This is a genomic window from Nocardia callitridis (genome assembly GCF_039543305.1).
Classification (GTDB): domain Bacteria; phylum Actinomycetota; class Actinomycetes; order Mycobacteriales; family Mycobacteriaceae; genus Nocardia; species Nocardia callitridis.
This window is the reverse complement of the sequence record NZ_BAABJM010000002.1, coordinates 1,856,108-1,868,346: the sequence shown is the minus strand read 5'-3', so window position 1 is coordinate 1,868,346 and position 12,239 is coordinate 1,856,108. Positions and strand designations below refer to the sequence as shown.

The window sequence follows — 12,239 nt, the reverse complement described above, 5'->3', positions numbered from 1 at the left end:
CCTTTCTTTCTTTGTTCGCCGGTGTTTTCGGCACCGGTTGACTTACCCGAACTCGCCCGGTCTTCCCCGGCGCCTGCGGGTATGCCAGTACCCCTCAACCGCGAGACTGCGCGGTTTTCACGCCCCCAGCTCTCAGCTCTGACAGCTGACTCGGCCTTTGCTCGCCCCCTCCGGGCCACACCACGGATGAAGACTCGAACACAAGCCTGAACACACCCTCGCGTCGGGCGACACCCCGAACCCACCGAAGTGGCATGAGACGGCCCGCACGCGCCCTCGCGCTGGCAGCACCCGAACCCACGAAGCGACACGAGCCGGCCCAACAACCCTCGCGTCGGGCAGCAACCCCGAACCCACCAATGCGGCATGAGCCGGCCCGCACGCGCCCTCGCGCTGGCAGCACCCGAACCCACGAAGCGACACGAGCCGGCCCAACAACCCTCGCGTCGGGCAGCAACCCCGAACCCACCAATGCGGCATGAGCCGGCCCGCGCACGCCCACGCGCTGGCAGCACCCGAGCCCACGAGGCGACACGAGCCGGCGCAACAACCCTCGTGTCGGGCGACCACCCCGAACCCGCCGATACGACATGCTCCGGTTCACGCACATCCCTTCGTCGGGGCAGCGACCCACCGGCTCGGCGGAGATCAGCGGGAGCATGTCGTATCGGTGGGTTCGGTGCCGTTCTCGGCGAGTTGAGCGCCCTCCGCTGCACGGTGGTCGGCTACGCGGTGGGAAATCCGGTCGATCGAGCGGCCTGCGTTGTTTACGGTGTACGCATGTCGACCGAAACGGTGTCCCTGCGCGCCCGAATGCGCGCCGCGCTCACCACTGCCATGAAATCCCGTGACCGCCAGGCGATATCGGCGCTGCGCTCCGCGCTCGGCGCGATCGACAACGCGGAGGCGGTGGACGGCACCGAGCACCGCGCCGGGGCCGTGGAGGACAGCTCGGTCGGTGTCGGGTCCACCGAGGTCCGTCGCCGCGACCTGTCGGAGTCCGACATCGAACAGATCGTGCGCACCGCGATCGCCGAGCGAAGGACCGTGGCCGACGAGTACGACGGGCTCGGCCAGGCCGAACACGCGGCCGCACTCCGTGCCGAAGCAGAGACACTGTCCGCCCTGCTGTGAGTGACGGCCGGCTATCCCGTCGTCGGCAGCGCATCGAGGTACTTGCCCGCGACGTACCGCTGGATCATCTTCACCAGCGGTCCGCCTAGGCGTGCGTACCAGGCTGCGTTGCGGGAGAACGCGATAACCAGGCCGTATACGGCGTCGTCGGTCGGGTCGTATTCGACGGCGAAGAGTTCCTCGCCGCTCTCGGGGTGGCCCGGCAGGGTGCCGTAGGCGAATCCGCGGCGCGGCAACGTGTTCGGTGTGGTGTCGCGCGGGCTCGGTAGCGGGTCGCACAGCACGTAGACCACGCGGCACGGCGCGACGATCCCCACCGTTTTCGGTCCGAGTCGAACACTCAGGTGCGTGCCTGGCTCGGCGCTCGGGGTATCGGCGGAATGAAAGACACCCGCGCCCTTCTGCATTCGATAGGACAGCAGCTCTGCTGCCGCATGCTCGAACAACTCCTTCCCGTAGCCGAGCCGTCGGCGTAACCGAAATCGGTGATACCCCTCCGGCAGTGGCCCCTTGGTCGCGCCGACTTCGGGGTAGGTGAACGGTGGGTCGTCCTCGACGTGCTGCATCCACCGATCTTCCGTCGTCGGTGCGGTGGATCACGAACGGCCCGCCGGGCGTCGTGAAACTTCGGAAATACCGCCGCGCGCGCCTTCGCCGCCACCGTCCGTACGCCGAACCTCTTCCTCGGGCCCGCAGGGGTGCCACAGTTCGGAGCCGACCCTGCCGCCGCGCACCAGATCCGCCGCGCCCGAACCGCCATCGACGGAGGCCGCGGCGGAGCAGACGCGCACGATTACCCCCGAGCGTCGACAAGGTGGTGGCGTTATTCACCGCGCGATCCGACATCGTCGGCTGCTCGTCGTGCGGGGCAGTGTCGTCCGGGGCAGTAAGGAAGTGGGGCTGGGAGTTCGCCGATCGAGTGCCACGCCTTCGGTATCTCGACACAGGAGACAGCGGCTCTTCGATACCTTCTCGACGATCTGTGGCGGCTCGTCCCGTGCTGGCGACTGGCCGCGGGTCGAGGAGCTCGTTGTGCCGCCGCTTCTTCGGGGTGTTGTCGCCGTCGGCGCACCGGCGGTTGCCGGGGCGAGTAAATTCCGACCGCGACGCTCGAACCTTCACCGCCGCACCGGTTTCAGCCGCAGTTCGGTGAGGTGCAACAGGCCGAGTGGGTCCAGGTACTCGCGCTTTCGCCCGGCACCTTCGCTGCGCAACCCCCAATGCAGGCAATACTCGCACCCTTCATGTCCGGCCTCGAGCACGCCGATCATGGCGCCTTTCGTGACTCGCCGCCCGACCGGGACTTTCGCCCGCACCGGTTCGTAGGTGCTGCGCAACCCGCCGGGATGGTCGATCGAGACCACCGGCTTCCCCGCGACCGTGCCCGCGAACACCACGATGCCGTCCCCCGCCGAGAACACCGACTGCCCCGGAGTCCCCGCGAGGTCGACCCCGCGATGGCCGGGTAACCAGTTGTGTTCGGGTTTGTCGAACCGCCGCACCACCGCGGGTTTCGGCCGCAGGGGCCAGTCGTAACGCTCCTGCGGTGCGGCCAGCGCGCACGGATCGGCAGTGACCAGCACCGTTGCCGCGACTCCCGCGAAGCAGGTACCGGCGCGGCGCAGGGTTACGCGTCCGCACGGCACGGGCCTCACCGCCTTCGGCAGCGGGACACGTCGCCGTAGGTGCCGAATTGAAAGCCGCGGTGCCGCCATCGAGTCGCGGTGGGGCGCAGACTTGTCCATGTTCGCGCTCGCGTGGACGACGAAACGGGTACTCAGCAGCGAGACGGCCGCGAACTTACCGTGCCGGTCTCGCTGACGGGAACACGTGTTTACCGAAACCGACCCGCTCGCGTCGCGAATGCCGACTGTCGGACTGCTGGACGTTTCCCGGCGTTCCAGCATGGGTGGTTGATCTGCTCGTGGCATGCGGTCAGTCGGATTCGAGCCGTGGATCACCTCAGGTCGTCATTTCGTGCTTCGGATCCCCAAGATGGCCGGCCGGCGCCTCCGGGATATGCGGCAGCAGTCGGTGCGGTGCCGGGCGCACCAACCATGGCGGCGGTCGAAGACCACAGGCCGACCCGCTGCACAGGTCGGCGGTGGCGCCTCGTGCTATCGCCCCGGAAGGGGCGAGCACGATCGCGAGGCCGAGAAGCAACGGGATGACCAGCGTCATCGTCAGCGAGAGCGGTTTCGGGTCCATGCCGTCAAGCTTTGTGTGGCGCGCTCCGGCGAACCAGGCCCATGGGCGGAATGTGGACAAGGAGCCCAGTTGTGAACACGATCTGTTCCATTCTGATCGGCACGACGGGCAGGCATAAGTTCAGGTCGAATGCCGATTCTCTGCTGTCACGCTGGTATCGCCTCTGCGGCCGAGCAACGATGGCGCCACCGCACGTGCCGGTCCGGCACGACCGGTGAAAGGCGACACGCTTCGCTGACCGGGCGAGTCGATTTCGCGCACTTCAGGAGGCCCGATTTCGCAGGTAGCGCGCGGCGCCGTAAACTGGTTGAGCGGTCTTTGCCTCGCATCGACCGACTTCGCGCGCCCCGTGCTTGTTCGTGAAGGCGCTATTTCGATCGTGGATCACCAGAAATGGGTTCTCGCATCGGTGGCGTCACCGCGAAGCAGGGAATCGTCGGCTGGTCTCGCCACTCGTTGGTCGGGTCCGGCGATTCGGAGGCGCTAGGGCGGTGAATCACCGATTCATCGCGACAACCGGCAACGAAAGAGAGTACGAGAGCCATGGCTGTCGTAACAATGAAGCAGCTGCTCGACAGCGGCGCACACTTCGGGCACCAGACACGGCGCTGGAACCCGAAGATGAAGCGGTTCATCTTCACCGACCGCAACGGCATCTACATCATCGACCTGCAGCAGACGCTGACCTACATCGACAAGGCCTACGAGTTCGTCAAGGAGACCGTCGCCCACGGTGGCACCGTTCTCTTCGTCGGCACCAAGAAGCAGGCCCAGGAGTCGATCGCGGCCGAGGCCACTCGGGTCGGAATGCCGTATGTCAACCAGCGTTGGCTGGGTGGCATGCTCACCAACTTCTCCACCGTGCACAAGCGCCTGCTCCGCCTCAAGGAGCTCGAGGCGATGGAGCAGACCGGTGGCTTCGAGGGTCGCACCAAGAAGGAAATCCTCATGCTCACGCGTGAGATGACCAAGCTCGACCGCACCCTCGGTGGTATCCGCGACATGGCCAAGGTGCCCTCGGCTATCTGGGTCGTCGACACCAACAAGGAGCACATCGCCGTTGGCGAGGCGCGCAAGTTGAACATCCCGGTCATCGCGATCCTGGACACCAACTGCGACCCCGACCTGGTCGACTACCCGATCCCGGGTAACGACGACGCGATCCGTTCGGCCGCGCTGCTCACCAAGGTCGTCGCCTCCGCGGTGGCCGAGGGCGTGCAGGCCCGTGCGGGCGCTTCCTCCGGTGACGACAAGCCAGAGGTCGGCGCGGGCGAGCCGTTGGCGGAGTGGGAGCTCGAGCAGCTCGCGCAGGCCACCCCGGCCGAGACCCCCGCCGAGGCTCCTGCCGCCGAGGCAGCCGCCACGGAGGCCCCCGCGACCGAGGCCCCCGCGACCGAGACCCCCGCGGAAGCTCCGGCCGAGTCGCAGGCCTGAGTCGTAACCCGTTGTTCCAGCGGTGATCACGAAGCGATGCCATCGTGATCACCGCTGACCGGTACTAACCCATTCTCGAAGGAGGCTCGCCACCGATGGCGAACTACACCGCCGCCGATGTGAAGCGGCTCCGGGAGCTCACCGGCTCCGGGATGATGGATTGTAAGAACGCTCTGGTCGAGACCGAGGGCGATTTCGACAAGGCCGTCGAGTTGTTGCGCATCAAGGGCGCCAAGGACGTTGGCAAGCGCGCCGAGCGCACCACCGCCGAGGGCCTGGTCGCCGCCAGCGGTGGCGTGCTGGTCGAGATCAACTCCGAGACCGACTTCGTCGCGAAGAACGCGGAGTTCCAGGAGTTGGCCGACAAGATCGTGACCGCCGCCGCGGCCGCGAAGCCGGCCGACCTGGACGCGCTCAAGGCGCTCGATCTCGGCGGCAAGACCGCCGACGAGGCCGTGCAGGAGCTTGCCGCGAAGATCGGCGAGAAGCTGGAACTGCGCAGGGTCGTTTCGCTGGACGGACCCGTCGCGACCTACCTGCACAAGCGTGCGTCGGATCTGCCGCCCGCCGTCGGCGTGCTCGTCGAGTACACCGGTGAAGGCGACGCGGCGGCCGACGCTGCCCGCGCGGCGGCCATGCAGGTCGCGGCACTGAAGGCCAAGTACGTCACGCGTGATGACGTTCCCGCCGAGGTGGTCGAGCACGAGCGCAGCATCGCCGAGCAGACCGCGAAGGAAGAGGGCAAGCCCGAAGCCGCGCTCGCGAAGATCACCGAGGGTCGCGTCAACGGCTTCTTCAAGGACGTCGTCCTGCTCGAGCAGTCGTCGGTCACCGACTCGAAGAAGACGGTCAAGGCCCTGCTGGACGAAGCCGGTGTCACCGTGACCCGCTTCGCCCGCTTCGAGGTCGGCGCCAACTGAGTCCCGTCCCGGCATCGTGAACAGGCCCCTCGTCGCACCGAATATCGGTGGACGGGGGGTCTTCTCATGCTGCCGAACCTTGATGAGGCAGGATAGGAGCGCTTCCGCGTTGGGAAGCGATTCCGCATTGCCGCCGCTGTCGCGGATGATTGCCGAGCACATGACGACCGCCGAAGGAGCGCAACACCCATGACGGAGTCCGGGACCGACCGCCCAGGATATCGCCGGGTTCTACTCAAATTGGGTGGCGAGATGTTCGGTGGTGGCACGGTGGGGCTCGACCCCGATGTCGTGGAGACGGTCGCCGAACAGATTGCCGAGGTGGTGTCGACCGGTGTTCAGGTCGCCGTGGTGATCGGCGGAGGAAACTTCTTCCGTGGCGCGGAACTGGAAGAGCGCGGACTGGAACGGGCACGCTCGGATTACATGGGCATGCTCGGTACGGTGATGAACAGCCTTGCGCTGCAAGACTTTCTGCAACGCCACGGGGTGGACACCAGGGTGCAGACCGCGATTACCATGGGTCAGGTCGCGGAGCCCTATCTTCCGTTGCGCGCGCGGCGGCACCTGGAGAAGGGGCGCGTGGTGATCTTCGGCGCGGGTATGGGCATGCCTTACTTCTCCACCGACACCACCGCCGCCCAGCGTGCGCTGGAGATCGGCGCCGAGGTGGTGTTGATGGCCAAGGGCGTCGACGGTGTGTACAACGCCGACCCGAGGTTGGACGAGAATGCGACGCTGTTCACCGAGATCACCCACAAGGAGGTGATCGAGGGCGGTCTCAAGGTGGCCGACGCGACCGCCTTCAGTCTTTGTATGGACAACCAGATGCCCATGCTGGTGTTCAATTTGTTGACCAAGGGCAATATCGCCCGTGCGGTCGCCGGTGAGAAGATCGGCACACTGGTTCGGTCCTGAGCCCGCGACCCGCGGATCATGACGATGACGACGCTGTGGAGGATACGGTCGTGATTGATGAAGCGCTCTTCGATGCCGAAGAGAAAATGGAGAAGGCCGTTTCGGTGGCGAAGGACGATCTAGGTCGCATTCGTACCGGTCGCGCGAACCCCGGCATGTTCTCTCGAATCGTCGTCGACTACTACGGGTCGCCGACCCCGATCACCCAGCTGTCGAGTATCTCTGTGCCGGAGCCGAGGATGGTCGTGGTGAAGCCCTACGAGCAGTCGCAGATGGGGCCGATCGAGACCGCGATCCGTAATTCCGATCTCGGTGTCAATCCGACGAATAATGGTGACATCATTCGCATTTCGGTCCCGCAGTTGACCGAGGAGCGGCGTCGCGAGTTGGCCAAGCAGGCCAAGGGCAAGGGCGAGGACGCCAAGGTGGCGATTCGTAATGTGCGCCGCAAGGCCATGGACGAACTGTCGCGTATCCAGAAAGATGGCGAGGCGGGTGAGGACGAGGTCGGGCGCGCCGAGAAGGAGCTCGACAAGGCCACCGGCCGCTACGTCGCACAGATCGACGAGCTGGTGAAGCACAAGGAAGCCGAACTGCTCGAGGTCTGACGCAGGAGCTGATGGCCCGCATGGCGGGGGATTGAACGGAACGACGAGTTGAGCGACGGGACAATCGTGGCCGAGAACGCCGCCGCGACCGGTGCGGCCGAGGAGCCGACACCGGTCAACGGCACAGCTGATGCGACGCAAGAGCATGCTGGTGCGTTGGACCGTGACCCCTCGAGCCATGCGGAGGCAGCCGAGGAACATCCCGGCGTCGTAGCGCCACCAGCCGACGAGGACGCGGTGACCGATCCCGCGTCCGAGTCGGCGCAGGGTGCTCCTGCGCCGTCTACCGGCCGGGCTGGGCGCGATCTGCCCGCCGCGCTCGCGGTGGGGCTCGGTCTCGGCTTGTCGCTGATCGCGATCCTGCTCTTCGTGCCGAAGGTTTTCATCGGCGTGGTCGCTGTCGCGGTCGCCGTCGCCACCTGGGAGGTCAGCAAGCGGCTGCGCGAAGCCGACGTGCTGGTGCCGAGGGTACCGCTGATCGTGGGCGGGCAGGCCGTGTTCTGGCTGGGCTGGCCCTTCGGCGCCGATGGTGTCGTCGGGGCGTTCGCCGCCACCACCCTGGTGTGTATGGCGTGGCGATTGTTCGATCACGGATTACAGACCGCGCCACGAAACTTCCTGCGTGACACCGCGATCACGGTGTTCACGCTGGCGTGGATTCCGTTGCTCGCCTCGTTCTCGACCTTGTTGCTGCTCGAGCCGAACGGCAATCTGCGGGTGCTGACCTTCATGATTCTCGTGGTCTGCTCGGATGTCGGCGGCTATGTGGCGGGAGTCTTGTTCGGACGGCATCCGATGGTGCCGTCGATCAGTCCCAAGAAGTCGTGGGAGGGGTTCGGCGGTTCGCTGGTGTTCACCGTCATCGGTGGTTTGCTCACGGTGACGCTGCTGCTCGAGGCGAACTCGATGATCGGCGTTGTGCTCGGTGTCGGCCTCGTGGTCGTGGCGACGATGGGGGATCTGATCGAGTCGCAGATCAAGCGCGAGCTCGGTATCAAGGACATGGGTACGTTGTTGCCCGGTCACGGCGGCATCATGGACCGGCTCGACTCGATGCTTCCTTCGGCGTTCGTGTCGTGGTTGGTGCTGTCGGCGCTGCTGTCCTGACGCCGCCGCCGACCCGCTATTTCCTCGCGACGCGGCGCAGTTGGAGGATCCGCACACCGCCCACGAGCGCCATCACCAGCGCACCGGCGATCACCGACAGCAACACGGTGACACCGAGTGGCAGGGAGAAATCCCAGAAGAACAGGCTGACTTCGACCCGCGCGAGATTCTGCAAGATGAAGATCAGCAGTATCACCAGGATGATCGCGCCGGCGACCAGCGCGATCCAGGCATTGCCGACGCGAGAGTTGATCGACGTGCGTCGCGACTTGACGGGTGCCGCGGGCGGGGTGGTGTCCGGCGGCTCGTCCTGGTGATCGAGGGCGGTGTGGTTGGGCGCCGTGTGATCGGGTTTGGACAGGTCGGTCGTGGCGTCGGGCGTGGGTTCGCCCTGGGGACCGGGTTCCGCGTGGGTGGACATACCGTTGATCATCCTTGACGGCGCCCGCAGGTGCACGCTGATCGGCCGCGTCGTGGCTGCACATGTCGCCCGCGCTGGCCCGAGTCGTCGACCCACCTGTTCGGATGGGAGAATGGACGAACTATGACCGTCTCCCTTCCCCTCGTTTTCGATGCTCCGCGCCGTGGCATGCCGCCTCGGCATCTCGCCGACCTCGATGCCGAGGGCAGGCGGGCGGCCGTCGAGGAGCTGGGATTGCCGAAGTTCCGCGCCGACCAGATCGCGCGCCAGTACTACGCGCGTCTGGAAGCCGATCCCGAGCAGATGACCGACCTGCCCGCCGCGGTGCGAGAGAAGATCGGCTCGGCGCTGTTCCCGCCGCTGATGTCGGTGGTCAAGCACGTCGCGTGTGACGAGGGGGAGACCCGAAAGACCCTGTGGCGCACCGCGGATGGCACGTTGCTCGAAAGCGTGCTGATGCGTTACCCGGACCGCGCAACACTGTGCATCTCCAGCCAGGCGGGCTGCGGCATGGCGTGCCCGTTCTGCGCGACCGGCCAGGGCGGCCTGAACCGCAACCTGACCACCGCTGAGATCGTCGACCAGGTCCGCGCCGCCGCCGCGGCCATGCGCGACGGCGAGGTCTCCGGCGGCCCCGGCCGCTTGTCGAACATCGTCTTCATGGGAATGGGCGAGCCGCTGGCCAACTACAAGCGGGTGGTGAACGCGGTCCGCCGGATCACCTCGCCCGCTCCCGACGGTTTGGGTATCTCGCAGCGGTCGGTGACGGTGTCGACCGTCGGGCTGGCTCCGGCTATCCGCAAGTTGGCCGACGAGGACATGTCGGTGCGCCTGGCGGTGTCCCTGCACACGCCCGACGACGAACTGCGCGACACCCTGGTGCCGGTGAACAACCGCTGGTCGATCGCCGAAGTGCTCGACGCCGCACGGTATTACGCGGACAAGTCCGGCCGCCGCGTCTCCATCGAGTACGCCCTGATCCGCGATATCAACGACCAGCCGTGGCGGGCGGACCTGCTCGGCAAGAAGCTGCACAAGGCCCTCGGCCCGCTCGTGCACGTGAACCTGATCCCGCTCAACCCGACTCCGGGCAGTGAGTGGGATGCCAGCCCGAAGCCGGTAGAGAAGGAGTTCGTGCGCCGGGTGATCGCCCAGGGTGTGTCGTGCACGGTGCGTGACACGCGTGGCCAGGAGATCGCCGCCGCGTGTGGGCAATTGGCTGCCGAGGGCTGATCGAGCGGCGGACGAAGCCCTGTCTCTGCCCCAGCGAGCCATGACCAACCTCCCGAGATTTGATCACAGCTCCCCGGGTTACAGGTCCTCAAGCTGCGGGACGGGCAGACGAAAACTCTCCAGCACGTACTCCCGAGATGAAGGCCGCCCATTCAGCAGCGGTATAGCTCAGCGACGTGCCGTCCGCATCGGTGATGGTCGTTTCACCGGATGCTGTGTGCTGGATGGCAGGGTGCCCGGGCATCGCTCGGCGACTATCGGTGTTGTCCATGGCGGCCTGGAGGAAATGGGACCAGACCACTACGGGGACCGTGATGATGGGCCGAACCTCTTCGAGGCCTTGGTATTTGCTGTCGCGCAGGAGCGCGTTCTCGCCCTCAAACCGCACCTCGACACAGGCGTTGCCGTGGTCGCTGTAACTGGATTTGAACCAACCAGGTTCGCGTGTGGGTTCGTAGGCGTTCATGTCGCAAATTTTACTCACGTACTGAATCCTTGATCAGTTCCAGGGATTCGGTGGCAGTCAGCGTCTGCGTCAGCGCTTGCGCGAAGGCGTAGACAAGGCTGCTGACCTCGGATTCGTCCTCGCCGATGCTGCCGTTGATCGCCGTTTCGGACCAACCGAGAGTTGGTAGCTGAGGACTGCCGTAATCGAGAAGGTGGAACCGCCAAGCGCCTGGCCCTCGGCGGCCGTGAACGGGATGAGATGGGCCGAACCTCTTCGGGGTCTTGGTATTTGCTGTCGCGCATGAGCACGTTCTCGCCCTTGAACCGCACCTCGACACAGGCGTTGCCGTGGTCGCTGTAACTGGATTTGAACCAACCAGGCTTGTGTGTGGGCTTGTGGACGCACATTCTGCAAGTGCCCTGGACAGCGAACCGATGATGTCTACACCATCAGGAAGGGCGGTTGAACTCGCCGTCCGCCACGCCTTTTGCAAATGCTTCCCACTCGTCACGGTTGAACACCAACGTGGTTTCGCCGCTGCTGATCGCGGCGCCGCCGTCTCTGAGTACGGCAACCTCGACCTCTCCGATGTTCCCTGAGCTGCTGCTGACTGCCAAGTCGAGAAACTTCGACCACTCCTCGGCCGCAACCGAGATCGTGGGCTGCTGGGACTTCTCGCCGACGTATTTGTCATCCCGGATGAGCACGGCATCGTGGGTGTGGCCGACCTCGACGCAGGTCTTGTCGCCGCCGCTGTAGCTCGATTTGAAGAAGTGTGTGCTCACAGTTTCAGCCTATCTGACGTGCAATCTGGTCGATCAGCTTCAATGAGTCGGCTTGGTCCAGGGCGATGGCCTGTACCTGGCTGTAGAGGTACTCGAGCGCTTCCACGTGTCGGGAGCTGTCGGCGATTTCGCCATAGATGGCGGTCTCCAACCAGCCGATTGTTGGCAATCGGGCGCTGTTGAAGTCCAGTAGATGGAATGTCGCGGCGTTCAAGCTCGCGAGCGACCCGCCTGCATCGAACGGAATGATTCGAAGATCGAGCGTATGCGGGTGTGCCTCGACGAGCTCCTGGAGATGCCGTAGCTGTGCGCGCTGAACCTCCGGCCCGCCGACAACGCACATGAGGGCCGCCTGCCCGACGACTACTGAAAGTTGCAGCGGGTCCGGCCCATCGAGACGGTTCTGGCGCTTCTTCCTTGCGCGAACACGAGGTTCGACTTCGGTTGGTCGGCCGGTCGTCACCGCGGCCTTCATCAGAACTCTGATGTAATCCTCGGTCTGCAGCAGCCCCGGAATGACACTGCTCTCGAAGCTGCGGATGCTCTGAGCGCCATCTTCGAGCCCGTAGAACCGCTTCAACGAGTCATCGAACAGGGCTGAGAACTCGGCGTAAGGGTTCGGGCCTTTCGCGGCCTCTCGGAGCTGCATGAGCTCCTCCCGCTCCGGCGGCTCGAACTCGAGAAGGTCTAGCAAGACCGAGAGCTTGTCCTCGGTCAGCAGGCCCTTGTAGTTCGCGACCTGAGACCAGTAGGCCCCACTGATGTCGAGGGCCTTTGAAACCTGGTTCGCCTTGAGTCCACGCGTCGCCAGCTGCTCACGCACCCGCAGCATGAGTTCCCAACCCGCGACGGTGGGAGAGGTTCGTGCCATCCCGATCTCTTCCCTTCGAGTGAAGTCGCCTCACGTTACAGCACAGATCTTTGCAGATTCCTTCTAGCACGTATTGAATACTTAAATTAAGTATCGTACTCTACACTGCGATACGGCTCATTTGTTTGATGCCTTACTTCAGGCTCTATGAA

The 12,239-nt window shown here is 65.2% G+C and carries 15 protein-coding genes; 7 read left to right on the top strand and 8 right to left on the bottom strand.

What is annotated here, in order from left to right; translation table 11 throughout:
* Nucleotides 1-780 precede the first annotated feature (780 nt).
* Entirely contained in the window at nt 781-1,134 is a 354-nt protein-coding gene (locus ABEA50_RS17255) for a GatB/YqeY domain-containing protein (RefSeq protein WP_345496425.1), read from the top strand.
* A gap of 11 nt (nt 1,135-1,145) precedes the next feature.
* Here the strand turns inward: ABEA50_RS17255 and ABEA50_RS17250 are convergent, their stop codons facing one another.
* From ABEA50_RS17250 to ABEA50_RS17240, 3 genes are all read right to left on the bottom strand, one after another.
* Complete coding sequence (locus ABEA50_RS17250; RefSeq protein WP_345496424.1) at nt 1,146-1,700, bottom strand: DUF1990 family protein; 555 nt, start codon at nt 1,698-1,700, stop codon at nt 1,146-1,148.
* Nucleotides 1,701-2,252: 552 nt separating this feature from the next.
* The gene (locus ABEA50_RS17245) at nt 2,253-2,780 is read right to left on the bottom strand and encodes a M23 family metallopeptidase (protein ID WP_425577625.1); all 528 of its coding nucleotides are present in this window, start codon (nt 2,778-2,780) and stop codon (nt 2,253-2,255) included.
* 316 nt (nt 2,781-3,096) lie between these two features.
* Nucleotides 3,097-3,342, bottom strand: coding sequence for a hypothetical protein (locus tag ABEA50_RS17240; RefSeq protein ID WP_345496422.1), 246 nt, complete (start codon nt 3,340-3,342; stop codon nt 3,097-3,099).
* A 543-nt stretch (nt 3,343-3,885) separates the two neighbouring features.
* Between ABEA50_RS17240 and rpsB the strand changes: the two genes are divergently transcribed.
* The 5 genes from rpsB (at nt 3,886) to ABEA50_RS17215 (ending at nt 8,329) form a co-directional block, all read left to right on the top strand.
* Nucleotides 3,886-4,776, top strand: coding sequence for a 30S ribosomal protein S2 (gene rpsB / locus ABEA50_RS17235; protein WP_345496421.1), 891 nt, complete (start codon nt 3,886-3,888; stop codon nt 4,774-4,776).
* Between the two features lie 95 nt (nt 4,777-4,871).
* Nucleotides 4,872-5,696 (top strand): translation elongation factor Ts, encoded by an 825-nt coding sequence (gene tsf, locus ABEA50_RS17230; protein ID WP_345496420.1) that lies wholly within the window; start codon nt 4,872-4,874, stop codon nt 5,694-5,696.
* 189 nt (nt 5,697-5,885) lie between these two features.
* Nucleotides 5,886-6,614, top strand: a complete 729-nt coding sequence (gene pyrH, locus ABEA50_RS17225; RefSeq protein WP_345496419.1) for a UMP kinase — start codon at nt 5,886-5,888, stop codon at nt 6,612-6,614.
* A gap of 50 nt (nt 6,615-6,664) precedes the next feature.
* Nucleotides 6,665-7,222 carry a ribosome recycling factor gene (gene frr, locus ABEA50_RS17220; protein ID WP_345496418.1) on the top strand — a complete coding sequence of 186 codons (558 nt, stop codon included), beginning with the start codon at nt 6,665-6,667 and terminating at the stop codon, nt 7,220-7,222.
* Nucleotides 7,223-7,270: 48 nt separating this feature from the next.
* Nucleotides 7,271-8,329 (top strand): phosphatidate cytidylyltransferase, encoded by a 1,059-nt coding sequence (locus tag ABEA50_RS17215; RefSeq protein WP_425577624.1) that lies wholly within the window; start codon nt 7,271-7,273, stop codon nt 8,327-8,329.
* 16 nt (nt 8,330-8,345) lie between these two features.
* Here the strand turns inward: ABEA50_RS17215 and ABEA50_RS17210 are convergent, their stop codons facing one another.
* Nucleotides 8,346-8,750, bottom strand: a complete 405-nt coding sequence (locus ABEA50_RS17210; RefSeq protein WP_345496417.1) for a LapA family protein — start codon at nt 8,748-8,750, stop codon at nt 8,346-8,348.
* A gap of 123 nt (nt 8,751-8,873) precedes the next feature.
* On the opposite strand from ABEA50_RS17210, the gene rlmN reads away from it, so the two are divergent.
* Nucleotides 8,874-9,983 carry a dual-specificity RNA methyltransferase RlmN gene (gene rlmN / locus ABEA50_RS17205; RefSeq protein ID WP_345496415.1) on the top strand — a complete coding sequence of 370 codons (1,110 nt, stop codon included), beginning with the start codon at nt 8,874-8,876 and terminating at the stop codon, nt 9,981-9,983.
* Between the two features lie 88 nt (nt 9,984-10,071).
* Here rlmN and ABEA50_RS17200 read toward each other — a convergent pair whose 3' ends face one another.
* The 4 genes from ABEA50_RS17200 to ABEA50_RS17185 are packed head-to-tail and all read right to left on the bottom strand — an operon-like array spanning nt 10,072 to nt 12,087.
* Nucleotides 10,072-10,449: a DUF397 domain-containing protein gene (locus tag ABEA50_RS17200; RefSeq protein WP_345496414.1), complete on the bottom strand. Its 378-nt coding sequence runs from the start codon at nt 10,447-10,449 to the stop codon at nt 10,072-10,074.
* A 14-nt stretch (nt 10,450-10,463) separates the two neighbouring features.
* The gene (locus ABEA50_RS17195; protein ID WP_345496413.1) at nt 10,464-10,838 is read right to left on the bottom strand and encodes a DUF397 domain-containing protein; all 375 of its coding nucleotides are present in this window, start codon (nt 10,836-10,838) and stop codon (nt 10,464-10,466) included.
* 42 nt (nt 10,839-10,880) lie between these two features.
* The gene (locus tag ABEA50_RS17190; protein ID WP_345496411.1) at nt 10,881-11,216 is read right to left on the bottom strand and encodes a DUF397 domain-containing protein; all 336 of its coding nucleotides are present in this window, start codon (nt 11,214-11,216) and stop codon (nt 10,881-10,883) included.
* A 4-nt stretch (nt 11,217-11,220) separates the two neighbouring features.
* Nucleotides 11,221-12,087 (bottom strand): DUF5753 domain-containing protein, encoded by an 867-nt coding sequence (locus tag ABEA50_RS17185; RefSeq protein ID WP_345496409.1) that lies wholly within the window; start codon nt 12,085-12,087, stop codon nt 11,221-11,223.
* Nucleotides 12,088-12,239 lie beyond the last annotated feature (152 nt).